Origin of the sequence: Enterobacter sp. C6, assembly GCF_008122455.1 — a bacterium.
Taxonomy (GTDB): domain Bacteria; phylum Pseudomonadota; class Gammaproteobacteria; order Enterobacterales; family Enterobacteriaceae; genus Enterobacter; species Enterobacter pseudoroggenkampii.
In genome coordinates this window covers 18,221-41,959 of the sequence record NZ_QPFW01000220.1, presented here as the reverse complement: position 1 = coordinate 41,959, position 23,739 = coordinate 18,221, and the positions used below count along the sequence as shown (strand labels likewise).

The window sequence follows — 23,739 nt, the reverse complement described above, 5'->3', positions numbered from 1 at the left end:
GGCGCGGCGTGGCGCATGTCATCGCCATTGACGACGCTGACCGCGGCCGAGGTATCCAGCTCCGATACGGTTTGCGGCGTGGCGCTGACGATCATGGTCTGTTCCTCCGCGCTCATAGCGGTGAGCGGCGCGAAAGTAACGGGAACCAGCAGCAGCGGGAGAGAGGCCTTACGGGCAGAAATGATTTTCATGAATAAAACCGGTTGTGGTGTATAAACGAACCAAATGGAACATGTCCATACATGTTAAAGGTTTTGTAAATGTTTTGAAAACTATAACCGCACATTGCGTTAATGAAAGGTGGTGTGGGAAAGAAAAACTCCACATTCATCTGATTAATGATTACTATTCTCATTATCAAAAGGCAATGCCATGACGTTGTCTGCCGGAAGTGATGTCAGCCCAAACCCCACTTTTCAGAAAAGGAATTGTTATGTCTTTACGTCATCTGTGCTCGCCGCGTCTGAGCCTGTCACTGCTGTCTGCCACTTTACTGCTTGCCGGGACGTTCCAGGCGCATGCCGCCGAAGAGGTGCTGCGTAAAGCGGTGGGCAAAGGGGCGTATGAAATGGCCGTGAGCCAGCAGGAGAATGCGCTGTGGGTGGCGACCTCGCAAAGCCGCAAAACCGATAAGGGCGGGGTTGTTTACCGTCTTGATCCGGTCACGCTGGACGTGACGCAGGCGATTCACAGCGATCTGAAACCCTTTGGTGCCACTCTCGACAGCGCGACGCAAACCCTGTGGTTTGGCAACACCATCAACGGCGCGGTAACCGCGATTGATGCAAAAACGGGCGACGTAAAAGGACGTCTGGTGCTGGACGGGCGTCAACGCAGCGAAACCGTCAAACCGCTGCAGCCGCGCCAGCTGGTGGCTGATGACGCGAACAACACGATTTACATCACCGGTGTCGGCAAAGAGAGCGTGATTTGGGTCGTGGATGGCGCAACGCTGAAGCTGAAAGAGACCATTGCCAATACTGGCACCTACAGTACCGGTCTGGCGCTGGATGCGCAGGCGAAACGTCTCTATACCACGAATGCGGACGGTGAACTGGTGACGATTGATACGGCCAGCAACAAGATTATCAGCCGTAAAAAAGTGCAGGACGACGGGAAAGAGCACTTCTATCTGAACCTGAGCCTCGACGCTGCCGGTCAGCGTGCGTTCCTGACTGATTCAAAACAGCCGGAAGTGCTGGTAGTGAGCCTGAAAGACGGCAGCGTGCTCGAGAAAATCGCCGCGCCGGAATCCCTGGCGGTCCTGTTTAACCCGGCCCGCAACGAAGCCTACGTGACCCACCGTGAAGCCGGCAAGGTGAGCGTGATTGATGCGAAAACGTATAAGGTTACTAAAACGTTCGACACGCCGGTCTACCCGAACAGCCTGGCGCTTTCTGCCGATGGTAAAACGCTGTATGTGACGGTGAAACAAAAATCCACCCGCCAGCAGGAAGCCACCCAGCCTGACGATGTCATTCGTATCGCGCTGTAAGATAAAAAAAGGGAAGGCATTTGCCTTCCCTTTTTAATGCTTTCTGGATGCTTAACGCGAGGTTTCTTCTACCAGCGGCGCGTCGTGTTTTTCATCGTCGTGATGAACCGGCGCGGTGCTGTGGATCTCGTGAACGCGCTTACGCACGCCGAACCAGCCGGCAATCAGCAGTACCGCCAGCAGCGGAATCGTCGCGATGGTGTAGGTACCGTTCGGATAGTCGAACGCCATCAGCACCAGCACGCTGAACAGGAAGAGCAGAGTGAGCCAGGAGGTCACCGGTGCGCCCGGCATCTTGAAGCTCACATCAGCCGCTTTGCCTTCTTTAATCGCCTTGCGCAGACGCATCTGGCAGACCACGATAAAGCCCCAGGAAGCGATAATCCCCAGTGCAGCCACGTTCAGAACGATCTCAAATACGCGGGACGGCACCAGATAGTTCAGGAACACGCCAAAGACGTAAACCACCAGCGTTGCCAGAATCCCTGCATAGGGAACCTGCTGCTTGCTCATCTTCGACATGAACTTCGGCGCGGAACCGCCCATCGACATGGAGCGCAGGATACGACCGGTAGAGTAAAGGCCGGAGTTCAGGCTGGAGAGCGCCGCCGTCAGGACCACGATGTTCATGATGCTGCCCACGTAAGGCACGCCCAGCTTAGAGAAGAAGGTCACGAACGGACTCTGGCCCGCCTGATAGGCAGTCCATGGCAGCAGCAGAACCAGCAGCACCACGGAACCGACGTAGAACAGACCGATACGCCAGATCACGCTGTTGATGGCTTTTGGCACCATCGTCTGCGGATCTTTACATTCACCTGCCGCGGTGCCCACCAGTTCGATAGAGGCGAAGGCGAACACGACGCCCTGAACCAGTACCAGCGCAGGCAGCAGACCGTGCGGGAAGAATCCGCCGTTATCGGTTATCAGGTGGAAGCCGGTGGCATTGCCATCCAGCGGCTTACCGCTGCCGAGGAAGACGGTACCCACGACCAGGAACACCACGATGGCCAGCACTTTTACCAGCGCAAACCAGAACTCCATCTCCGCGAACCACTTCACGCCGATCATGTTCATGGTGCCGACAATCGCCAGCGCGCCAAGCGCAAAGACCCACTGCGGCACATCACCAAACGCGCCCCAGTAGTGCATATACAGCGCAACGGCGGTGATATCGACAATACCTGTCATCGCCCAGTTGACGAAGTACATCCAGCCCGCAACGTAGGCCGCTTTTTCACCGAGGAATTCACGGGCGTAAGAGACGAAGCTTCCGCTGGAAGGGCGATGCAGTACCAGTTCGCCCAGTGCACGAAGAATGAAGAAAGAGAAGATCCCGCACACCAGATAGACCAGGGCGAGAGCCGGGCCAGCCATCTGCAGGCGTGCACCAGCACCTAAAAACAGACCCGTTCCGATAGCGCCGCCGATGGCGATCATTTGAACCTGACGGTTGCCCATCGCTTTGTGGTAGCCCTCTTCGTGAGAGTTCAACCAGCGACGTTTAGCAGCATGATGATCGGCTGCGCTTTTATTGCTTGTTTTCATTGAGTTACCTGTTTGCCTGTCTGAACCATTATCGTGATAGTCCTGCCTGGCAGAAAGCAATACAAACGATTGCTTCTGCGCAAACACATGTCGCCTTCCCAGTCATTCTGCGTATGGATAAGGCGAAACATGGCGAGGCATCCTACCTGCAATTCATAAGCGACGCAAAATATAACCGTGCCGAAAGTGATGCACGTCGAAGGAAATCGTGTGGTCAGAGCAGACGGGGATCACAACACGCTGAATCGTGATGAGTTTTTAGTCAAAACAATGGCGAGGTTGATTATTTAATCATCAGATTCTCTTAATTATTACCAGATGGTATAAATTTTTGCTGCTGCAGGGCATCGAGAAGTAACCTGAACGCGGTTGTGTGCTGCCGGCGGCTCGGATAATAGAGGTGGTATCCTTCAAACGTGGGGCACCACGATTCAAGGACCCTGACCAGCCGTCCCTGATTCAGAGCGTCCAGAACCGAGGACTCGGGCACGTAGGCTAATCCGAGACCATTCTCCGCGGCGTCGATGCGCTGCGACAGGTTATTCAGCGTAAGCTGTCCGTCAACCCGCACGCGAAGCTCGCGCCCGTCGCGCTCAAATTCCCAGTTATACAATCCCCCTCGGGTGGGCAGGCGGAGATTGATACAGCGGTGTTCACCCAGCTGCTCCGGCACGAGCGGCACGCCAAAACGAGCCAGGTAATCCGGGGAGCCGACGACCGCCATGCGCATGTCCGGCGCAATCCGCACCGCAATCATGTCTTTTGCCACCTGTTCACCCAGGCGAACCCCTGCGTCGAAGCGGCCATCTACGATATCTGTCAGGCCATTGTCGACCATCACTTCGACGTTAATGTCAGGATATTGCAGCATAAAAGCCTTTAGGACCGGCCAGAGCACGGCATCCATCGCGTGCTCGCCGGCGACGATGCGGATAGCGCCTGCGGGTTTGTCGTGGGTGCTGCGAAGCGCCGTGAGTTCCTGTTCGATCTCCAGCAGATGCGGGCTGAGGCGCGAAAAAAGCTGCTCACCCGCGGGTGTCGGAACCACGCTGCGGGTTGTGCGGGTTAACAGGCGAACGTCTAATCGCGCCTCAAGCTTGCGCATCGCATGGCTCAGTGCCGATTGCGAGACGCCCAGCTGCGCCGCTGCGCGCGTAAAGCTACGCTCGCGGGCCACCACCATAAAGGAGAGCAGATCGTTGAAATTATCTTTTAGCATCGCGGTTCTATTTATGAGTTTCAGTCATGTGTCCTATCTGATTATGCACCCTAATGCTGCCGAGTGCTTTGCGCTACTGTTAACGCAACAGTCAACGAGGAGCAAAAGATGAAAATTATCCGCAGCGGTTCAATACCTTCAGTACGAGGACCGGAAGCCTGGTTTACCGGGACTGTTCGGATTGACGCACCCTTTCAGGCGACCGAACCTGACAGCGTCGGCGGGGCAACCGTAACCTTTGAGCCGGGCGCGCGCACGGCCTGGCATACGCATCCCCTGGGACAAACGCTGATTGTGACGCAGGGGCGCGGCTGGTTACAGGAGTGGGGCAAAGAGGCGGAAATTCTGAATCAGGGCGATATCGCCTGGATCCCACCCGGCGTGAAGCACTGGCACGGCGCAAATGCGCAAACGGCGATGACGCATCTTGCCATCGCCGAAGCGGTAAACGGCAGCCCGGTAACATGGCTGGAAAAAGTGACTGACGAGCAGTACCCGAACGGCTAACCGCCAAAAACGGAAATTGCCTGCTGCAGGCGCGTCGTCCGCTGCGTCAGGTGATTCGCAGCGTGAGTGACGTTATCCACCATCCCCGTATTGCTCTGGGTCATTGCGCCGATACGGGAGAGGGAGGCGTTGATCAGCGTCAGCGCCTGGGTTTGTTCCTGCGTGGCGTGGCCGATCTCCTTAATCAAGGTGGAAACCTGCAGAACATGGTCGATCATGACCGTCAGCTGTGATTCGGTTTGTACCACCTTCTCCACGCCAGCGTTGACGCTGGCAACGTTTTTCTCGATCAGCGCTTTGATCTCTTTCGCCGCCGTCGCGGAGTGCTGCGCAAGATTGCGCACCTCAGCCGCCACCACGGCAAAGCCGCGCCCGGCTTCACCCGCGCGCGCCGCTTCCACGGCGGCATTCAGCGCAAGAATATTGGTCTGGAAGGCAATGCGATCGATAACGCTGATAATATCGACGATCTGGCCGTTATCCTGCGACACGGACTGCATCATACCGATGGTCTCTTTCATCATCGCTTCACCGCAGTGGGCGCTGTCGCTGGTGCGATCCGCCATCTGGATCGCTTCATTCGCGGTTTCTGCCGTCTGCTTCACCGCGCTGGCGATCTCTTCCACCGCAGATGCGGTTTGCTGCAGAAAGTCTGCGGTTTCTTCAGAGCGCGTTTGCAGCGCCGCACCTTCTTTCGCGACCTGCTGGCTGATGGTGCCAATCCCGCTGATTTGCGCCCCGACATCGTCAACCAGCGAATTCAGGTTCAAACCTGATTGATTCACCAGGCGCATCATCAGCCCGATGTCATCGATCCTGTCAAAATGGTAATAGTCCGTTTTACGTCCTGAAACCACGCGCTGCATCTGTTGAACAATAGATTTTACCGGCCGTGCGATCTGCGCGTGAAGATAACAGGCAAGGGCAGAAAAGAGCAGCGCCAGACTCCCCGACTGCACAAGTTTATCAGGGAAGAAATACACCGCCAGGCAGGAGAGTAACGCTGTCGTTGCAATACCAAGATGGATTCGTTTACAGGTGCTGAGACATTTAAAAAGCGACATAAAGGAAAATAAACCGCGTCGAACCAACAGTCCTTTATAAAAACGATAATGTTTTAATTCGTTATTACGCACTTTTGCATACAGTTTTTCACTGGCTGCGATCTCTTCCCGTGCGGGGATATTTCGCACCGAAATATAGCCCGTCAGGGATCCACCCTGCCAGACCGGCGTCACGTTGGCCCGCACCCAGTAGTGATCGCCATTATGACGACGGTTCTTCACCAGCCCTGTCCAGGTCTCGCCCTGCTGCAGGGTAAACCACATGTCGCCAAACGCTTCGGCAGGCATGTCGGGATGGCGGATGAGGTTATGCGGCTCACCAAGAAGATGTTCTTCTTTATATCCGCTGGCTTCAATAAAAGCGGAATTAGCATAGGTAATATGACTTTTTGTATCGGTGGTCGACATTAACGTCGAACCATCGTTAAGCAAATACTCGTTTTGTGTAACGGGAGTGTTACGCCTCATGAGTAACTCCATGATGTTGTGCAAGAATAAAAAAACGTCCGGAAAGCACTCCGGCAAGATTAATGAGATTATTTTTATAACTGTCTGCTGCTTATTCTCTCTGAATTTTTGGCTGTCTGAAATACTCGCTACATATTATTTTTAAACGGTTAACGCTATCGAATGTAATAAAAATGAAAACATTTTCAGGGGCGTTTTTGGGAGGCGCTGTAAATAAATGACATAAGCCAAACTGTAAGAGGGAGATCGCTTCCCGGGAAAAATTGTCATGCTGAAATAGCGTTTCGTTAACAGGATGAAAACGCTATGATTGGTCACATTTTCGTAAATACAGGGAGGCTGAGGTGAAAATTAACGTCATAGGAACCAGCGGAAGTGGAAAAAGCACGCTGGCGAAGCAGATTGCGACCGAACTGGCTATTCCCTGTATCGAGATGGACAGACTTTACTGGCAGGCTGACTGGCAGGGCACGCCGGACGACGAGTTTCAGGCAAAGCTGGAGCAGGCGCTACAGGCGTCGCCAGACTGGGTGCTGGACGGTAACTACAACCGCACGCGGCCTGTGAAATGGCGCGATGTAGATGTGGTGGTGTGGGTGGATTATGGGTTTATCCGCACCCTCTGGCAGGCCGTCACCCGAGCAATAAAGCGGGCCTGGCATAAGCACGAGCTCTGGCCGGGAACGGGGAATAAAGAGAGTTTCCGGCGCGCGTTCTTCAGCAGAGAATCGATTATCATCTGGACGATGAAAACCTGGCGTAACAACCGCACGCGCTATGAAGCCGATCTGCAAAACCCGCAATATAGCCATATTCGCTTCGTCCGCATTACCCGTCGGGAGCAGGTGGAAACGCTGATTGCCTCCTTAAAGTCTTATCCTTAGCATGGTTTTATATATCTGTTTTCCGGCAAACTAAATGTAAATTAATTGTTTCTCAGTGGTGAAATGCGCCTTTAATAATGACGACATGTTAAGTCAAACGAGAACGCAACATGTCATGGCGAATCAGCATTCTGGATAAAAGCCCCATCGCTGAAAACGAAACGGCTGCCGATGCACTGGCGCGTACCCTGGCGCTGGCGCAGCAGGCAGAAAATCTGGGCTATCATCGTTTCTGGATTGCCGAACACCACAACACCCCACAGCTTGCCAGCCCTTCCCCGGAGCTGCTGATTGCCTGGATCCTCGGGCAAACCACGCGCATTCGCGTCGGGTCCGGCGGCGTAATGCTTCAGCACTACAGCCCCTATAAAGTCGCCGAGAACTTCAACGTGCTGGCCGCGCTGGCGCCTGGCCGCGTGGATCTCGGCGTCGGGAAGGCCCCCGGCGGACTACCGCTCTCAACCCGCGCGCTGCAGCAGGGCCTGAATCAACAGGAAAAGGGCAGTTTTGCCGAACAGCTGGCCCAGCTCGACAGCTGGATCCGTCCTGAGCATCACGCTATTGAAGAAGCCGTCCGCGCCACGCCGCTGCCGCCGCTGCCTGCGGAGGGTTTCCTGCTGGGCGCGAGTACCGAAAGCGCGCTGCTGGCCGCCAGGCTCGACTGGCACTTTGTGTTTGCCGCACACCTGAACGGTGACCCGGATCTGCTGCGTGAGGTGGTATCGACCTGGCGTGAGAACAGCGCGCGGGACGTGATAGTGGCAGTACAGGCGATTGTCGCGCCGACGCAGGCCGAGGCAGACGCGCTGGCGCAGAAGGTCGAGGTGTGGGGCGTTGAGCTGGCAAACGGGCAGCGCGTCACCGTGGCCAGCGAAGAGCAGGCCTACGCCTTTGCACGCCAGGCGGGCAGCGAGCCGGTGCGCATTGCACGTCGGGCGCAGTCGCTGCTGGCGGGTACCGCTGAGTCGGTAGTGGAACAGCTCAACGCGCTGCATCAGCAGTGGGGCATTGACGAATTTATCATCGACACGCCGGTAGCGGAGGGAGCAACGCGCGTCGCGTCGCTGCGCCTGCTCGCCGAGGCGCGTCTTAACAGGGAGGTCACCGTATGAGCTTTGGCGAACAGCTGATTGCCTGGCGTCGCGAACTGCACCAGAACCCGGAGCTCTCCGGCCAGGAAGTGGAGACCACGACGCGCCTGCGCCAGTGGCTGACGAATGCCGGGATTACCCCGCAGCCTTACGACCTGTCTACCGGGCTGGTGGCGGAAATCGGCTCGGGCAGCAAACTGATTGCGCTGCGGGCGGATATTGATGCCCTGCCGATTGAAGAGCGCAGCGGCGTGCCGTTTAGCTCGCAGCGTGCAGGCGTAATGCATGCCTGCGGACACGATATCCACACCAGCGTCATCCTCGGCGCCGCGTTAAAGCTGAAAGAGCGAGAGGCCTCGCTTAACGGCCGGGTGCGGATCCTGTTTCAGCCTGCCGAAGAGAACTTCGGCGGTGCGAAGAGCATGGTGCGCGCCGGTGCCTTACGCGATGTCAGCGCGATTTTCGGTATGCACAACGAGCCCGGCCTGCCGGTCGGTGAGTTCGCTACCCGAGGCGGTCCGTTCTATGCCAACGTCGACCGCTTTGTGATCCGCATTACCGGTAAGGGCGCGCACGCCGCACGTCCGCATGAAGGCAACGACGCCATTGTGCTGGCGAGCCAACTGGTGACGGCGCTGCAAAGCGTCGCCAGCCGCAACGTCAATACGCTGGATTCGGTGGTGCTGAGCGTGACGCGCATTGCGGGCGGTAACACCTGGAACGTGCTGCCGGAAAGCGTCGAGCTGGAAGGCACGCTGCGTACCCATCGCACGGAAGTGCAGCAGAATGTGAAATCCCGCGTGGGCGAAATCGCTGCCGGTTTTGCCAGCGCCTTCAGCGCGCAGATTGATATCACCTGGTATGCCGGGCCCACCGCGCTGGTGAATGACGAACGCTGGGCCGATTTCGCCACCTCGGTCGCCCGGGACGCCGGATACGAAACCCGGCACGCCGAGCTGCATATGGGCGGGGAAGATTTTGCGGTCTATCTGCAGCAGATCCCGGGGGCGTTTGTCAGCATCGGCAGCAACAGCCCGTACGGTTTACATCATCCGGCATTTAATCCGGATGAAGCCTTAATTGAGCCCGCTGCCCGCTATTTTGCACAGCTTGCGGAAAAAGCCCTGCAACACGTTTAATTCTTAAGAGGTGAATATGTCTGCACATCGTCAACTGCGGCTGGGGACCATTTTGCATGGTGCATCCGGAAATATGTCCGCCTGGCGTCACCCTGAGGCCGTCGCCGATGCCAGTATCAATTTTGATTTCGTCAAATCGACGGCGTTAAAGGCGGAGGAGGGCAAACTCGATTTTTTATTCGTTGCCGACGGTCTCTACATAAACGAGAAATCCATCCCGCATTTTTTAAATCGCTTTGAACCGCTGACGGTGTTATCTGCTCTCGCCAGCATCACCTCGCGCCTGGGGCTGGTGGGAACCTTATCCACCTCCTACAGCGAACCCTTCACCACGGCGCGCCAGTTCGCCAGCCTCGACCACCTCAGCAACGGACGCGCGGGCTGGAACGTGGTGACCTCGCCGCTGGAAGGGTCGGCGAAGAACTTTTCCCGCGAAAAACACCCCGAGCATGCGCTGCGCTACCGGATTGCGGATGAGTATCTCGACGTGGTGAAAGGGCTGTGGGATTCCTGGGAGGGTGATGCGTTCGTACGTAATAAAGAGAGCGGGCAATTCTTTGACGCGTCAAAGCTTCACACCCTGGATCATCACGGTGATTTCTTCCAGGTCGCCGGGCCGCTGAATATTGGCCGCACCCCGCAGGGGCGTCCGATTGTCTTTCAGGCCGGGGCGTCGGACGACGGGAAAAAGCTGGCGGCGAAACATGCCGACGCCATTTTTACCCATCACGAGACGCTCGACGAGGCAAAAGCCTTTTACCGCGACGTGAAGCAGCAGCTGGAAACAAACGGCCGCCGCGCGTCAGATTTACATATTTTTCAGGGCGTCAGCGTGATTGTGGGTAGCGATGCCGAAGACGTGGAAAACCAGTACCAGACCACGGCGGCGCTGGTGTCGATTAACGATGCCCTCAATTACCTCGGGCGTTATTTTGAACATCACGATTTCAGCCAGTATCCGCTCGACGAGCCGTTCCCGGATATCGGCGATTTAGGCAAAAACAGCTTCCGCAGTACCACCGATGAAATTAAGCGTAACGCCCGCGAGCGCAGCTTAACCCTGCGTCAGGTAGCCCTTGAAGCTGCATCACCGCGCCCGCGCTTTTCCGGCACGCCGGAGGAGGTGGCAGACGGTCTTCAGGCCTGGTTTGAAGGCTATGCCGCTGACGGCTTCATCATTCAGGGCGGTACGCCAGATACCTTCCCGCGCTTTGTTGACCAGGTGGTGCCCATTCTTCAGGCCCGCGGCCTGTTCCGTACCGACTATCCGGGCACCACGCTGCGCGAAAGCCTGGGTTTAGACCAACCGAAAAACCAGTTCACACAACAATAAAAGAGAACCCCGCTATGCAGAAATCATCGCTTATTCTGGCGCTCGCGCTGGCCTTTACCCCTGCCGTCTGGGCAGAGAATGTGAATATTAACGGCACCGGCGTGAGCATCGAGGCCAATAAAACGCCGGTTAACACTGCCAAAAACAATGATGCGGTGGCACAGCTGCCGAAAGACTATCGCTTTGCCGTGCCGGGGAAATTTACCGTGGCGGTTGCGGGGCTCAATCAACCGCCGCTGACGGTCTTCTCCGACGACAACAAAACGCTGCTGGGGAGCGAGGTTGACGTCGCCCGTCTGGTCGCCGACAGCCTCGGGCTGGAGCTGAACGTGGTGCCCACCTCCTGGGAAGACTGGCCGCTGGGCGTGGCCTCCGGGAAATACGATGCCGCCATCAGCAACATCACCGTCACTAAAGAGCGCAAACAGAAGTTTGACTTTGCCACCTACCGAAAAGATTCCCTCGGGTTCTACGTGAAATCAACCAGCCCGATCAAGTCGCTTGAGAAGGCTGAGGACATCGCCGGGCTGCGGATTATCGTCGGCTCCGGCACTAACCAGGAGGCCATCCTGCTGGCATGGAATGCCGAAAACCTGAAGAAGGGGCTGAAGCCCTTTACCCCGATCTACACCAAAGACGATGCGGCCCAAACCCTGGCGCTGCAGTCCGGGCGCGCGGATGCCTACTTCGGTCCGAACGTGATTGGCGCCTGGAAAGCGGCGCTGAACGGGAAAACCAAACTGGTGGGCAGCGTCGACGGCGGCTGGCCGAAGGCGGCACACATCGCGGTGACGCTGAAAAAAGGCAGCGGACTGGTTGAGCCGGTGCAAACCGCGCTGAACGGCGTCATCAAAAACGGCGATTACGACAAAGTGCTCAACCGCTGGGGGGAAGGGGTTGAGCGCATTCCTCAGTCCGAAGTGAACCCGGCTGGCCTGGGCGATTAAGGAGGCGTGATGAGCGAACGATTTCGTGATGTATCACCGGAAGATGCTGAACTTCAGCCCATTATCGAGGGGCTGTTCGGTGAATATGCCGCCCGCTACGGGGACTACTTCTCAAAAGACGCGGAAGTGGAGCTCACCGAGTGGTATTTAGCGCCGCAGGGGCTGTTTATCGTCCTGGAGCGCGATGGGAAGATTATCGCTACCGGCGCATACAAACCGTTCGACGAACGCACCGCGGAAATCAAACGCATCTGGACGGACAAAACCCTGCGTCAGCAGGGGCTTGCCGGGCGCGTGGTGCAGGAGCTGGAGCGCAGGGCGGTGCTGGCAGGGTACAGTCAGATCTACCTGACAACCGGTTTTCGTCAGCCGGAGGCGGTCAGGCTCTATCTTAGCCAGGGCTATCAGCCGCAGTTCGATCTGAACCGCGATCCGGAAGAGTACAGCCAGCCGCCGTTTGATGGTCGGCTGCGATTCACCAAAACGCTGGTACGTGAAGCGTTCAGTAAAACCGCATGAGGAACGACGATGAGCAACGTTGAAACCATTAAGGTGGTCCCGGCGCGTTATCCGCTGCGGGCCGTCGGCGCCGCGGTGGCGCTGTTTGTCCTGGCGGTCGTGATTCAGTCCGTGGCCTTTAACCCGCGCTGGGAGTGGGCGGTGTTCGCCCGCTGGTTCTTCGACCCGGTGATCCTCGAAGGTGTCGGACAGACCCTGCTGCTGACGCTGATCGGCACCGCGCTGAGCGTGGTGTTTGGCGGCATGCTGGCCCTGGCGAGACTCTCTTCATCCTGGCTGCTCAGCAGCCTGGCGTGGGCGTACATCTGGCTGTTTCGGTCGCTGCCGCTGATTGTGGTGCTGATCATTCTGTACAACTTTTCATATCTCTACGACACGCTCTCGCTCGGCGTGCCTTTCACCGGCATCACCTGGGGCAGCTTTGAAACCATTAACGTGCTGGGGCAGTTTTCTACCGCCGTGGTGGGGCTAACCCTGGTGCAGAGCGCCTATACCGCCGAGATCATTCGCGGGGGCTTCCTCGGGGTCGATCACGGCCAGTATGAGGCCGCCGCCGCGCTCGGCCTGCCGGCCTGGCGCCGCACGGTGCGCATCATTTTGCCTCAGGCGCTGCGCACCATTCTGCCGTCGGGGTTCAATGAAATCATCAGCCTCGCGAAGGGCACGGCGATGGTGTACGTCCTGGCGATGCCGGAGCTGTTCTATACCATCCAGATGATCTACAACCGCACGCAGGAGGTGATCCCGCTGCTGATGGTCGGTGCCGCCTGGTACCTGGCGATCACCACCGTCCTGTCCGCTATCCAGTACGGTGTTGAACGCGCACTTGCCCGCAGCGAACGCCGCTCTGCCGTTAATCAGAACCGTGCCGCTCGTCGTACCCGTTCTGTCACCACCACGCCAGCACAGGAGCCTATCCATGCAAGCCTCTCCTGAAGGACATATTTCGATTACCGGCGTCAGCAAATTTTTTGGCCGCCATAAGGCGCTCGACAACGTTTCGCTTGAGATCCCTCCCGGGTCCGTGACGGTCATTCTCGGGCCGTCCGGGTCAGGCAAATCAACCTTGCTGCGCACCATTAATCACCTGGAGCGCGTCGATGAAGGCTTTATTCAGATCGACGGGGATTACATTGGCTACCGTCGTCAGGGAGACAGGCTCTACGAGCTGAAGGAGAAGGAGATCCTCAAACAGCGCGTCAACGTGGGCTATGTGTTTCAGAACTTCAATCTCTTTCCGCATCTCACGGTGCTGGAAAACCTGATTGAGGCGCCCATCGCGCATAAAAAGCTCAGCAAAAAAGAGGCGGTAGAAAGGGCGTACAGCCTGCTGGACGTGGTCGGGCTGCGGGATAAAGCCGATGCCTGGTCGCGGCATCTCTCCGGCGGGCAACAGCAGCGTATTGCCATTGCCCGTGCGCTGGCGTTACGTCCTCGCGTGATGCTGTTTGATGAACCCACCTCGGCGCTGGATCCGGAGCTGGTAGGGGAAGTGCTGGACGTAATCAAAAAACTGGCCCGGTCCGGGACTACGCTGGTGGTGGTCACTCACGAGATCGGCTTTGCCCGGGAAGTGGCGGATCAGGTGGTGTTTATGGTCGACGGAAAAATTGTCGAGCAGGGAAGCAGTGACGAGGTATTAAACCGTCCGTCACATGCGCGAACGCGCCAGTTCCTGTCAAAAGTGCTGTAAGGAGCGCAGATGAAATATGGACTTCTGGCAGGACTGCTTTTTACGACGGCGAGCCACGCCAGCATTGATTTGAAAGCCAACGAGCAGCCGCTGCCGGTGACGGTGGATCGGCAGGCCGTGGCGAAGATCCCCGCCGGTTACAAATTCGTGGAGCCGGGTACGCTGACGGTCGCCGTCTCAATGCTGAACTCCCCGCCGCTGGCGCTGCTGGCCAGCGATAACCGTACGCGCATTGGCAGCGACCCGGATATCGCCCGCCTGCTGGCGGGCAGCCTGGGGCTGAAGCTGAAGCTGGTGCCGACGGCGTGGGAAGACTGGCCGCTGGGGATCGCCTCCGGGCGCTACGACGTGGCGCTGGTGAACATTGCGGTGACCGAACAGCGTAAAGAGAAGTTTGATTTTGCGACCTACCGCGTCGACTCGCTGGCGTTTTCGGTGAAATCCACCAGTGAGATCCAGTCAATCAAAAGCGCGGAAGATCTGGCCGGGAAAAGGGTGATTGTCGGCTCCGGTACGAATCAGGAACGCATTCTGCTGGGCTGGAACGAAGAGAATAAAAAGGCGGGGCGCGAGCCTGCGCTGCCGGTTTATCTCCACGATGATGCCTCGAGCAATCTCTATATCCAGTCCGGAAGGGCGGATGTGTTCTTCGGACCGCAGTCGGTTTCAGCCTATAAAGCGGCGCTCACAGGTAAAACCCGCGTGGTCGGTTTAGGGCCGAAAAAAGCCTATGTCGCGACCACGACCAAAAAAGGCAATGAGCTGGTGTACGCGTTACAGGCGGCGCTGGACGGCGCGATCAAGCGGGGAGATTACCAGAAGGTGCTGGCGCGCTGGGGCGAGCAGGGGGAAGCGGTGGCACAGTCGGAGGTCAACCCGCCTGGGATAACCTACTAATGGTGCTCTACACTTAGGATTTTCACTCCTGAGGGGGCAACATGATTAAACTCTATGGCGTACCCGGCTGGGGCTCGGCGATCGGTGAAGTGATGCTAACCCTGGCTGATATCCCTTATCAATTTATCAACGTGGACGGGTTTGACCAGCCCGGCCCGCAGCGTGAGCTGCTGCAAAAGCTCAACCCGCTGTGTCAGGTGCCGACGCTGGCGCTGGAAAATGGTGCCATCATGACCGAAACGGCGGCGATTGCCCTGATGGTGCTCGACAGATGTCCCGACCTTGCTCCGCCCGTGGGGCAGGCCGAACGCCAGCAGTTTCAGCGTCTGCTGATCTGGTTTGTGGCCAACGTCTATCCCACATTTACGTATGCAGACTATCCCGAACGCTGGGTGCCGGATGCGCCGGAACAGCTGCAGAAAAACTGCATCGCATACCGGAAATCCCTCTATTTGTGGTTCGAAAGCCAGCTTAAGGCCGCCCCGTTTGCGCTGGGGGAAAGGCTGACGCTGCTGGATGTGTATATTGCGGTGGCGCGCACCTGGGGGCCTCGTCACGCCTGGTTTGCCGAAAACACCCCTAAATTCACGGCAATTGCGGACACCGTATGTCAGCTACCGGAACTGCACAAGGTGTTAAAGGCAAACAATATTATCTGATAACGTGTAACCCACATTCACAACCGGAAGCCTGCACATGCCACACGTAGATATCAAATGTTTTCCCCGTGATTTGAACGACGAACAAAAAACGGCCCTGGCGGCGGATATTGCCGACGTGATTATTCGCCATTTCAACAGCAAAGACAGTTCCGTGTCGGTGGCGTTGAACCAGATCGCGCCTGAAGACTGGAAGGCGCAGGTCTGGGATACCGAAATTGGACCGAAGCTGGAGGAGCTTATTAAGAAGCCCGGGTATTCGATGTAGGATCTTTGCCGGGGAGCGAATAAGTCCTTCCCGGCTTGTTTTCCCGTTTTCGCAAAAATCGATAAAAATGCGTTTTGTCTTATCCGCTACACTTAACGTTTCTGGCTGACATATTATTAATCCTTAGGAAAGATCTTCAACAGAATCAATTAAGGACAGACACGTTAAAGGATAATTTTCTGATGACAAAATTACCCCGTTTTTCATTCGCCTTTCTTCATCCCCGTTACTGGCTAAGCTGGGCCGGCATTGCCGCGCTGTGGCTCATCATGCTGCTCCCTTATCCGCTTCTGTTCAGAATCGGTCATGGCCTTGGTCGACTGGCGATGCGCTTGCTTCCCCGCCGCGTCGAAATTGCCCGCCGCAACCTGGAGCTTTGTTTCCCGGAGATGAAAAAGGCGGAGCGAGAGTCATTGCTGCAGCGTAATTTTGAATCGGTAGGAATGGGGGTGATCGAGACCGGGATGGCATGGTTCTGGCCCGAGTGGCGGGTGAAGAAATACTTTACCGTGCGGGGTTATGAGCACATGGAAAAGGCCAGGGCGCAAGGAAAGGGCGTGGTGCTGGTGGGGATGCATTTTCTGACGCTTGAGCTAGGCGCGCGGATATTTGGCATGCTTAACCCCGGTATCGGGGTGTATCGTCCTAATAATAATGCCCTGCTGGACTGGCTTCAGACGCGCGGGCGCCTGCGTTCCAATAAAACCATGCTCGATCGTCATGATTTAAAGGGCATGATCCGCTCGCTGAAGCAAAATGAAATTTTGTGGTACGCCCCGGACCATGACTATGGCAAAACCAATAGCGTATTTGTGCCGTTCTTTGCGGTGCCGGATGCCGCGACGACCGCTGGAAGCTATATGCTGGTCAAAAGCGCTAAGCCTGCCGTCATTCCCTTTGTGCCGCGCCGTAAGGCGGATGGCACCGGTTACGAGCTGATCATTCTGGACGATATCAGCGAGGCGTTGCAGGGCGGCGATAAAGAAGCCGTGGCGACGCAGATGAACAGGGCGATTGAACACGCTGTACGGATGGCGCCAGAACAGTATATGTGGCTGCACCGGCGCTTCAAAACGCGTCCCGAAGGTGTACCTGACCGGTATGACCGCCGCAAGAGCGTGGCCCCACGGGGTGATATTCTCTCCGCCAGCGATTTTTCTGACCGATCAGGCATACAGCACTAAAGCCTCAGCGATGCCCTCACCCTGCGGTGAGGGCATGACCGTCGCTACAGCGCGGATCGGCGGTACGGCGCATAGTCCGCCTGCCACCACGTCTTCTCGATACGCGCCATCAACGTCTCATCATCTATCGCCGGTGCCACGCCCTGTTCAATCGCAGCCCGGGCGACGGCGACGGCAATCTGGCGTGAGACCGTTTCAATCTGATCTACCGGCGGCAGCAATCCACCTTTTTCCGTGGTGACCAGAGGAGACTGCGCGGCCAGGCTGCGGCTAGCTGCCATCAGCATCTCTTCCGTGACCCGGCGCGCGTTACAGGCCAGAACGCCCAGCCCCAGACCAGGGAAGATATAGGCGTTGTTACACTGGGCAATCTCGTAGTGTGCATTCTCCCAGAATACCGGCGCGAACGGGCTGCCGGTGGCCACCAGCGCGGCTCCCTGGGTCCAGGCGATAAGATCCTGAGGCTGGGCCTCCGCCCGCGACGTCGGGTTTGAGAGCGGCATGATAATCGGACGCGGGCAGTGGCGATGCATCTCTTTGACAATCTCTTCGCTGAACAGACCCGGCTGGCCTGAAACGCCGATCATCACCGTAGGATGCGCGTTCTTCACCACGTCCAGCAGGGAAATATTCTTCGCCTCTACCTGCCAGCGGCTAACGGCGTCGCGCGCGGTAAGCAGGTTTTTCTGGAAATCGAGCAGGTTGGTCATGTCGTCGGTCAGCAGACCGAAGCGATCGACCATGAAGATCCGGCTGCGCGCTTCGGACTCGCTCAGGTCGTCATCCACCATCAGCGCCACAATTTTTTCAGCGATCCCGCATCCGGCAGAACCACTGCCCAGGAAGACAACGCGCTGATCGCGAATGCGGGTGCCTGCCGCATGGGCCGCCGCCATCAGCGTACCTGCGGTGACCGCTGCCGTGCCCTGGATATCATCATTGAAGCAGCACAGCTGGTCGCGGTAGCGCTGGAGCAGGCGAGTTGCGTTTTTCTGCGCAAAGTCTTCAAACTGCAGGAGAACATTGGGCCAGCGTGCTTTCACGGTGCTGACAAACATATCCATAAACTCTGCGTATTGGTCGTCGCTGATGCGCGGATGACGCCAGCCCATGTACATCGGGTCGTCGAGGTGTTGCTGATTATTGGTGCCGACATCCAGCATAATCGGGAGGGTAGAGGCCGGATGGATCCCCCCGCAGGCGGTATACAGCGACAGCTTACCAATCGGGATGCCCATACCGCCGATACCCTGATCGCCAAGCCCTAAAATACGTTCCCCGTCCGTCACCACAATCACGCGAACGTCGTTGCGTGAAAAACTTTGCAGCATCTCATCAATACGATGACGGTTAGGCCATGAAATAAACAAGCCGCGCGCGCGGCGATAAATCGTAGAGAAATGCTCGCAGGCTTCACCGACCGTCGGGGTATAGATAATCGGTAACGTCTCTTTCAGATGCGAACGCAAGAGATTGTAAAAGAGAGTTTCATTGGTGTCCTGAATATTTCGCAGATAAACATGACGCGAGATATCGCTTTTAAAATGACAGAACTGTACCCAGGCGCGCTCGGTTTGTTCTTCAATGGTTTCAACGTTGTGCGGCAATAACCCATGCAGATTAAAATTATCACGCTCTTCTTTAATAAAAGCGAGTCCTTTATTTAATAGCGGATTCTCCAGCAATACGGCCCCATTGTAAGGGGTGTACAGAACTTCTTTCCGGGACATGGTTAACTCCTGAATTTTTTATATAAAACAGATTAAGAGATGAAATAGATCATAATGCCTTCGGTCACGACCCCGACGGCAGTACCAATTAATATGGAAGAGGATGCGGTATCAATATAGGTGTCGCTGCGTAAAGCAAACATCCCCGCGGCAATAGCGGAAGGCGTTGCGCCAATAATTACGACCTGCTGCAGTAAGGTATGACTCAGGCCAAAGGCGATCCCTGCGGCGGCCATCATTGCCGGCTGAATCAGGTTTTTAATACTGATATTGGTAAATGTCTGCACGTTCAGTTTTGGACGTTCACCGTAAAACAGCAGGCCGAGGGCAAACAGGGACAGTCCGCCGGAAACCTTGCCAACCATCTCAATAGGCATGCTGAGAATGGAAGGGATTTGCACACCGGCGAGACTGAGCAAGACGCCGGAGACCGGGATCCAGACGATAGGGTTGCGAGCCGCTTTGATGAGGTTTTGTACGATCATCGCCCCCGGGTGCAGCGCCTCCAGGCCATCATGACCGTTTTTATCACCCATACGAATCAGGACGATAGTCAGAGGGATCATGATAACGCTGGTGATAATGTTACCTATCAGCACACCGATAAATCCTTCCGGCCCAATCAATACCGCCAGGACCGGCGCGCCAAAGTAGGCCATATCAGGAAAGGCGCAAACCAGAGACTGAATGGCGCTGGTTTTGATATCGTGGCGAAAAACATAGCGTGAAATAAACAGCGTCAGTAAATACGACCCCATTAAACCGACAACCAGGACGGCCATAAAGGTCAGGTTTTTAATTTTATTGGGATCGGTATGCAATGCACCAATGAAAAGATGAAAAGGAAGGGCGAAACGAATCACCACGGTTGCCATGACGTTTGCATCTTCACGCCGGGAATATCCCAGCTTTCCACTTAGCCATCCAAGTAACATAATAAAGACGAGCGGAAACAGTGACTGTAATAGTAATGAAGGCATAGTATTTCCTGTAGGGTATTTTATGTGTTTTATTGCAGCGCTAATCTAGCGCTTAGATAGCAGGGCAGGAGTGACAAGTGTCACACTCTCTCTGGTTTTATTAATTTCAAAAAGATTGCATTAGTTGGATAAGTAATGCTTGCGTTAAAAATTGATAAGACGCAAGAATGCGACATGAGTTGCGATAAATAACTTTAGTTACTAAACGCTGAATTAAGTTATTTAAAGGCAAAGAGCCGAATTGTTCACATTTCTCCCTGCAGGCCCGTGATAATTTCACCCTGAGCCTGTTTTTAGAAAAGGCCATCTAAATCATTATTTATATTTAAGAACATTTTTTCGTATCAGGAATAGTTTCAGTTATTCCTTTCTCTGTATATCCGAACACAATTTTCAGGTGATTATATGAAAGATAATCCTGTACCGACTTCTGAGCTGTCTACCTCGCGTTTTGCCTTTGGGCTCAACAATACCGAGGTGGGCACGGTCCCGCTGATGCTGTTCGTCGGGATTGCCGCGATTGTGGCGACATCCGCCTGGGCAGGGCTGCTGCCAAAAAATATGATAGGTGGCCTCGCGGTGATCATGACCCTCGGTTTCGCGTTTGCGAAAGTAGGGCGTCAAATCCCGGTGCTGAAAGATATCGGCGGCCCGGCGATCCTGTGCCTGATGGTGCCCTCCGTGCTGGTCTATTTTGGCGTATTCGGGAAACATACCCTTGATACCGTGCATCTGCTGATGAAAGAGGCGAACCTGCTCTATTTCGTGATTGCCTGCCTGGTGGTCGGCAGCATTCTGGGGATGAACCGGGTGCTGCTGATCCAGGGGATGATGCGCATGTTTGTTCCGCTGGTGGCGGGAACATGCATGGCCGTGCTGAGCGGCCTCATTGTGGGCTCACTGTTTGGTTATACGCCTTACCACACCTTCTTCTTCATCATTGTGCCCATCATTGGCGGCGGAATTGGCGAGGGCATTTTGCCGCTGTCCCTGGCCTATTCGGCAATACTGGGGCAGACGCCGGACGTCTACGTTGCACAGCTGGCACCCGCTGCGGTCGTCGGGAATATCTTCGCCATTATTTGTGCGGGCTCGCTGGCGCGTCTCGGCGCGAAACGTCCTGCGCTTTCGGGAAATGGCATGCTCACGCGGAGTAAAGACGACGCCAGCCTGTTTGCCGGAGCGCAAAGCACGCAGCAGACGGATTTTCATCTGATGGGCGGCGGGTTACTGATGGTGTGCGCGTTTTTCATCGTCGGCGGATTGTTTGAAAAACTGGTCCACATTCCCGGCCCGGTGCTGATGATCCTGATTGCTGTTCTGTGTAAATACTTCAGGGTGATCCCGGCCTCAATGGAGCAGGGCGCGCACAGTTGCTATAAATTCGTCTCGGCTGCGCTGGTCTGGCCGCTGATGATCGGCCTTGGGATGTTATACGTGCCGCTTGAGAGCGTGGTGTCGGTGTTCTCGGTAGGATACGTGGTGGTATGCGGTTCGGTTGTGATTGCAATGGCGTTGAGCGGCTACTTTATCGCGTCGCGTCTGAATATGTATCCTGTGGAAGCGGCTATTGTAACCTGCTGCCACAGCGGGCTGGGCGGAACGGGGGACGTGGCCATTTTGTCCGCGTCTAACCGGATGTCGCTCATGCCGTTCGCGCAGATCGCCACCCGCATCGGCGGCGCGTCGACGGTGATTTTCGCCACGCTGCTGATGGGCTGGATTATGGCGCACTGATTCGAAACGTCAGGATACTGAATCGCAACGACATTTTCAGGATGTCGCTGCGGTTCAGTCCTTTATAAATATCACCGTACTGTATAGAATTACCGCATCCACAGCGACGGGATACCACACGATGACCGGAAGAGTTGATTATCAGATTGAAAAATATCTCCTTACCGAAGCCGCCGAGCCGGAGCGCCTGACGCGCCAGTGGGCGGAGGTGATGGAAGAGTGTCGTGAGCAAAAGTCCGGGGCAGAGGAGCGGTTGCGTCTCGCGTTGCTTAATGTGGATTACGTCACCAGCTTCGAGCTGCCCTTCAGGCTACTTCTCACCCGTGCGCCCCAGTTAATAGACGTTGTCAGAAAAGAGCTTCAGCTCAGTCAGAAAAATGTTCTGTTTAACGGCAAGCGCTTTGGCTGCGTCTATAGCCTGAAAAGGGATCTCGATGGAATACCTGACGAGTTTACCTATCAGCTGAAAACGCGGATCCAGCGCAGTGACGCGACAGGATGTAATGAAGTGCCTTACAGGCAAATTGCCCAGCAGGTCAAAGCCCCAAAGGAACGTCTCAAGCTGGCGCTGGAAAACGGCCTGTCTGTGACGGCACTCGACGGGCTTTTCTGGTTTGGCATTCAGCGCATCGCGGCGGATGTACAGAGGTTAAGGAAAATGGGCGTGAGAATTGTGACGTCGGAGACCGAAGTCTTTGATACGCTGACAAAGACCAGCCGACGGATCCCCGTATATAGCCTTGCTCGCCCGGAATGAGTATTCGCCGCTGACCGGTCGACGGCATCAAACATGACGGAAAATGGCGGCCAGTTTTTTTACAGCGTCTTCTATTTCCCTTTCCGTGTAAGCAGCAAATCCCATCAAAAAACCGGTGGACGCGGGGGGACCTGCATATAAATCGGTGAGCCCAAGTATATCAACACCCGCACGGCGGGCGGCGGTTGCTATCTCTTTCTCGGATATTCCGTGTTTCAGATGACAAGGCATTTGCATTCCCCCCGCAGGCGTTTCAGAGGCAACATACTCAGAAAGATACGCATCCATCAGGCTTGCCAGCGTGTCGCGACGAGCAACGTAAATACTCCTCATCTTACGAACATAGGCACCAAAATGGCCTCCCTCCAGAAATTTAGCCAGCGTCAGCTGGGTTATTGAGGCGGTGTGACCATCCATCAATGTCCTCGCCATGGTAAAGGGCTCTGTCAATTCTGAGGGAACGATCATGTAGGCAATACGCAGCCCGGGGAACAGAGACTTGGTGAACGTGCCGATATAAATTGTCCGGTTGTACGTATCAAGCCCCTGAAGACTGGCCATAGGCTTACCTTCGTAGTGAAACTCACTGTCATAGTCATCCTCAATGATCCAGGCCCCGTAACGGTTTGCCCATTTGACAACTGACAGTCGTCGGTCAAGAGAGAGCGTCACCCCGGTAGGGTACTGATGAGAAGGCGTAAGGTATATCGCCCTGGCTGGCTCGGTCAGAGAATTAAGACCGTCAACCGAGATGCCTTTTTCATCAAGAGGAACCGGAATGCAGCGAAGTCCTGCGGCGTTGAACGCTTTGTGTGCCCCTTGATAGGAGGGATCTTCAATGACAATCCCGTCTCCGGCATCCATCAGCACGTGGGAACAGAGCGCAAGCGCCTGTTGAGAACTTGTCAGAACGATGATCTGTTCTGCCCTCGCACGCGTTCCGCGCTCCAGGTTGACATATTCCGCAATGGCCCGTCGCAGGTGCTCTATACCCTGTGGTGGACTTTGCTCTAATGCCTGATGCTGAAACTCCTTCAGGACCTGTCGCTGAAGACGCTCCCAGGTTGAAATGGGAAACATGCGGGTTTCAGGAATGCCGGGCGCAAGGGGACGAGGGGAGGAAAATTCGCGGATCCCGCCGCTTTCATAAACGATCTTTCCTCGGACGCTGAGTTTTGCTTTTCGTATCTCAGCGGTTGGCTGATGCTGTCGAGGATGGGGTTTTAAAAAGCGCGCGCTGGAAGAGACGAAGCTCCCTCTGCCTGTTTGTCTCTCAATAAACCCTTCGGCATGCAGGCTGGAGTAGGCCGCTTCTATGGTATCCCGGGAAACGCTGAGAGAAGCGGCCAGAGCGCGTGAAGCAGGAAGGGCCTTACCGTGAGATAGTACCCCTTCCAGTATCAGCGTCCGTATTGCTCTCTGGATCCTTTCATGAAGCGGTAGCGATCCGTTAGCGGGGTCGATAATCCATGCCTTAACCGTTTCAAGCTGCGCGTGCTTAAACATTACGTTGTCCACTTTTCCTCTGTGTCTCTTGATTCTAAAGCAATACTGCATGCAGCAGGATGAAAAATTGGTCTGCTTTGATGGCGAGAATTGGCGGGGCAAAACGTGCCATTC

The 23,739-nt window shown here is 55.8% G+C and carries 21 protein-coding genes and 1 pseudogene; 15 read left to right on the top strand and 7 right to left on the bottom strand.

The features are described 5' to 3' along the window. A partial coding sequence (locus DOU50_RS12325) for a hypothetical protein (RefSeq protein WP_416202955.1) occupies positions 1-191 on the bottom strand: 191 nt, incomplete at its 3' end. 242 nt (positions 192-433) lie between these two features. On the opposite strand from DOU50_RS12325, the gene DOU50_RS12320 reads away from it, so the two are divergent. Next, a complete protein-coding gene (locus DOU50_RS12320; RefSeq protein WP_148769486.1) occupies positions 434-1,495 on the top strand; it encodes a YncE family protein in 1,062 nt (353 codons plus the stop codon). A gap of 51 nt (positions 1,496-1,546) precedes the next feature. Here DOU50_RS12320 and ansP read toward each other — a convergent pair whose 3' ends face one another. Together ansP and DOU50_RS12310 are read right to left on the bottom strand one after the other, a co-directional pair. Continuing rightward, positions 1,547-3,043, bottom strand: a complete 1,497-nt coding sequence (gene ansP, locus DOU50_RS12315) for an L-asparagine permease (RefSeq protein ID WP_024909651.1) — start codon at positions 3,041-3,043, stop codon at positions 1,547-1,549. 304 nt (positions 3,044-3,347) lie between these two features. Beyond that, a complete protein-coding gene (locus tag DOU50_RS12310) occupies positions 3,348-4,262 on the bottom strand; it encodes a LysR family transcriptional regulator (protein WP_061715047.1) in 915 nt (304 codons plus the stop codon). Positions 4,263-4,370: 108 nt separating this feature from the next. On the opposite strand from DOU50_RS12310, the gene DOU50_RS12305 reads away from it, so the two are divergent. Continuing rightward, positions 4,371-4,769 carry a cupin domain-containing protein gene (locus tag DOU50_RS12305; protein ID WP_061715048.1) on the top strand — a complete coding sequence of 133 codons (399 nt, stop codon included), beginning with the start codon at positions 4,371-4,373 and terminating at the stop codon, positions 4,767-4,769. Here the strand turns inward: DOU50_RS12305 and DOU50_RS12300 are convergent. After that, positions 4,766-6,301 carry a methyl-accepting chemotaxis protein gene (locus DOU50_RS12300; protein WP_148769485.1) on the bottom strand — a complete coding sequence of 512 codons (1,536 nt, stop codon included), beginning with the start codon at positions 6,299-6,301 and terminating at the stop codon, positions 4,766-4,768. The genes DOU50_RS12305 and DOU50_RS12300 overlap by 4 nt on opposite strands. Positions 6,302-6,645: 344 nt before the next feature. Here DOU50_RS12300 and DOU50_RS12295 point away from each other — a divergent pair, with 344 nt between their 5' ends. The 11 genes and pseudogenes from DOU50_RS12295 (at position 6,646) to DOU50_RS12240 (ending at position 16,915) form a co-directional block, all read left to right on the top strand. After that, on the top strand, positions 6,646-7,185 hold the full coding sequence (locus DOU50_RS12295) for an AAA family ATPase (RefSeq protein ID WP_148769484.1): 540 nt from the start codon (positions 6,646-6,648) through the stop codon (positions 7,183-7,185). Positions 7,186-7,295: 110 nt separating this feature from the next. Continuing rightward, positions 7,296-8,297 (top strand): LLM class flavin-dependent oxidoreductase, encoded by a 1,002-nt coding sequence (locus DOU50_RS12290; protein ID WP_148769483.1) that lies wholly within the window; start codon positions 7,296-7,298, stop codon positions 8,295-8,297. Beyond that, positions 8,294-9,415 (top strand): M20 peptidase aminoacylase family protein, encoded by a 1,122-nt coding sequence (locus DOU50_RS12285; RefSeq protein ID WP_148769482.1) that lies wholly within the window; start codon positions 8,294-8,296, stop codon positions 9,413-9,415. The genes DOU50_RS12290 and DOU50_RS12285 overlap by 4 nt, the downstream gene beginning before the upstream one ends. Before the next feature lie 16 nt (positions 9,416-9,431). After that, positions 9,432-11,695: pseudogene (locus DOU50_RS23860) on the top strand (NtaA/DmoA family FMN-dependent monooxygenase). Positions 11,696-11,704: 9 nt separating this feature from the next. Further along, entirely contained in the window at positions 11,705-12,214 is a 510-nt protein-coding gene (locus DOU50_RS12270) for a GNAT family N-acetyltransferase (protein WP_008501765.1), read from the top strand. Between the two features lie 9 nt (positions 12,215-12,223). Further along, a complete protein-coding gene (locus tag DOU50_RS12265; protein ID WP_023327573.1) occupies positions 12,224-13,150 on the top strand; it encodes an amino acid ABC transporter permease in 927 nt (308 codons plus the stop codon). Beyond that, the gene (locus DOU50_RS12260; protein WP_024909602.1) at positions 13,134-13,907 is read left to right on the top strand and encodes an amino acid ABC transporter ATP-binding protein; all 774 of its coding nucleotides are present in this window, start codon (positions 13,134-13,136) and stop codon (positions 13,905-13,907) included. The genes DOU50_RS12265 and DOU50_RS12260 overlap by 17 nt, the downstream gene beginning before the upstream one ends. A 9-nt stretch (positions 13,908-13,916) precedes the next feature. After that, the gene (locus tag DOU50_RS12255) at positions 13,917-14,804 is read left to right on the top strand and encodes an ABC transporter substrate-binding protein (RefSeq protein ID WP_148769481.1); all 888 of its coding nucleotides are present in this window, start codon (positions 13,917-13,919) and stop codon (positions 14,802-14,804) included. A gap of 41 nt (positions 14,805-14,845) precedes the next feature. Beyond that, positions 14,846-15,463, top strand: a complete 618-nt coding sequence (locus DOU50_RS12250; RefSeq protein ID WP_048992013.1) for a glutathione S-transferase family protein — start codon at positions 14,846-14,848, stop codon at positions 15,461-15,463. A gap of 37 nt (positions 15,464-15,500) precedes the next feature. Next, the gene (gene pptA, locus DOU50_RS12245; protein ID WP_024909599.1) at positions 15,501-15,731 is read left to right on the top strand and encodes a tautomerase PptA; all 231 of its coding nucleotides are present in this window, start codon (positions 15,501-15,503) and stop codon (positions 15,729-15,731) included. A gap of 182 nt (positions 15,732-15,913) precedes the next feature. After that, positions 15,914-16,915: a Kdo(2)-lipid IV(A) acyltransferase gene (locus tag DOU50_RS12240; RefSeq protein ID WP_024909598.1), complete on the top strand. Its 1,002-nt coding sequence runs from the start codon at positions 15,914-15,916 to the stop codon at positions 16,913-16,915. A 44-nt stretch (positions 16,916-16,959) separates the two neighbouring features. Here the strand turns inward: DOU50_RS12240 and DOU50_RS12235 are convergent, their stop codons facing one another. Then, positions 16,960-18,645, bottom strand: coding sequence for an NAD-dependent malic enzyme (locus DOU50_RS12235; RefSeq protein ID WP_148769480.1), 1,686 nt, complete (start codon positions 18,643-18,645; stop codon positions 16,960-16,962). Positions 18,646-18,677: 32 nt separating this feature from the next. Continuing rightward, on the bottom strand, positions 18,678-19,625 hold the full coding sequence (locus DOU50_RS12230) for an AEC family transporter (RefSeq protein ID WP_024909596.1): 948 nt from the start codon (positions 19,623-19,625) through the stop codon (positions 18,678-18,680). Positions 19,626-20,030: 405 nt separating this feature from the next. Between DOU50_RS12230 and DOU50_RS12225 the strand changes: the two genes are divergently transcribed. Both DOU50_RS12225 and DOU50_RS12220 read left to right on the top strand, forming a co-directional pair. Then, entirely contained in the window at positions 20,031-21,362 is a 1,332-nt protein-coding gene (locus DOU50_RS12225) for a 2-hydroxycarboxylate transporter family protein (RefSeq protein WP_033145663.1), read from the top strand. A gap of 121 nt (positions 21,363-21,483) precedes the next feature. Next, positions 21,484-22,119 carry a helix-turn-helix domain-containing protein gene (locus DOU50_RS12220; protein ID WP_024909594.1) on the top strand — a complete coding sequence of 212 codons (636 nt, stop codon included), beginning with the start codon at positions 21,484-21,486 and terminating at the stop codon, positions 22,117-22,119. Positions 22,120-22,146: 27 nt separating this feature from the next. Here the strand turns inward: DOU50_RS12220 and DOU50_RS12215 are convergent, their stop codons facing one another. Beyond that, positions 22,147-23,625 carry a PLP-dependent aminotransferase family protein gene (locus tag DOU50_RS12215; RefSeq protein WP_148769479.1) on the bottom strand — a complete coding sequence of 493 codons (1,479 nt, stop codon included), beginning with the start codon at positions 23,623-23,625 and terminating at the stop codon, positions 22,147-22,149. Positions 23,626-23,739 lie beyond the last annotated feature (114 nt).

Excerpts from the sequence above, each read along its gene's own strand:
- DOU50_RS12320 (WP_148769486.1), top strand. The coding sequence starts at position 434 with ATGTCTTTACGTCATCTGTGCTCGCCGCGTCTGAGCCTGTCACTGCTG.
- ansP (WP_024909651.1), bottom strand. The coding sequence starts at position 3,043 with ATGAAAACAAGCAATAAAAGCGCAGCCGATCATCATGCTGCTAAACGT.
- DOU50_RS12310 (WP_061715047.1), bottom strand. The coding sequence starts at position 4,262 with ATGCTAAAAGATAATTTCAACGATCTGCTCTCCTTTATGGTGGTGGCC.
- DOU50_RS12305 (WP_061715048.1), top strand. The coding sequence starts at position 4,371 with ATGAAAATTATCCGCAGCGGTTCAATACCTTCAGTACGAGGACCGGAA.
- DOU50_RS12300 (WP_148769485.1), bottom strand. The coding sequence starts at position 6,301 with ATGAGGCGTAACACTCCCGTTACACAAAACGAGTATTTGCTTAACGAT.
- DOU50_RS12290 (WP_148769483.1), top strand. The coding sequence starts at position 7,296 with ATGTCATGGCGAATCAGCATTCTGGATAAAAGCCCCATCGCTGAAAAC.
- DOU50_RS12285 (WP_148769482.1), top strand. The coding sequence starts at position 8,294 with ATGAGCTTTGGCGAACAGCTGATTGCCTGGCGTCGCGAACTGCACCAG.
- DOU50_RS12270 (WP_008501765.1), top strand. The coding sequence starts at position 11,705 with ATGAGCGAACGATTTCGTGATGTATCACCGGAAGATGCTGAACTTCAG.
- DOU50_RS12265 (WP_023327573.1), top strand. The coding sequence starts at position 12,224 with ATGAGCAACGTTGAAACCATTAAGGTGGTCCCGGCGCGTTATCCGCTG.
- DOU50_RS12260 (WP_024909602.1), top strand. The coding sequence starts at position 13,134 with ATGCAAGCCTCTCCTGAAGGACATATTTCGATTACCGGCGTCAGCAAA.
- DOU50_RS12255 (WP_148769481.1), top strand. The coding sequence starts at position 13,917 with ATGAAATATGGACTTCTGGCAGGACTGCTTTTTACGACGGCGAGCCAC.
- DOU50_RS12250 (WP_048992013.1), top strand. The coding sequence starts at position 14,846 with ATGATTAAACTCTATGGCGTACCCGGCTGGGGCTCGGCGATCGGTGAA.
- pptA (WP_024909599.1), top strand. The coding sequence starts at position 15,501 with ATGCCACACGTAGATATCAAATGTTTTCCCCGTGATTTGAACGACGAA.
- DOU50_RS12240 (WP_024909598.1), top strand. The coding sequence starts at position 15,914 with ATGACAAAATTACCCCGTTTTTCATTCGCCTTTCTTCATCCCCGTTAC.
- DOU50_RS12235 (WP_148769480.1), bottom strand. The coding sequence starts at position 18,645 with ATGTCCCGGAAAGAAGTTCTGTACACCCCTTACAATGGGGCCGTATTG.
- DOU50_RS12230 (WP_024909596.1), bottom strand. The coding sequence starts at position 19,625 with ATGCCTTCATTACTATTACAGTCACTGTTTCCGCTCGTCTTTATTATG.
- DOU50_RS12225 (WP_033145663.1), top strand. The coding sequence starts at position 20,031 with ATGAAAGATAATCCTGTACCGACTTCTGAGCTGTCTACCTCGCGTTTT.
- DOU50_RS12220 (WP_024909594.1), top strand. The coding sequence starts at position 21,484 with ATGACCGGAAGAGTTGATTATCAGATTGAAAAATATCTCCTTACCGAA.
- DOU50_RS12215 (WP_148769479.1), bottom strand. The coding sequence starts at position 23,625 with ATGTTTAAGCACGCGCAGCTTGAAACGGTTAAGGCATGGATTATCGAC.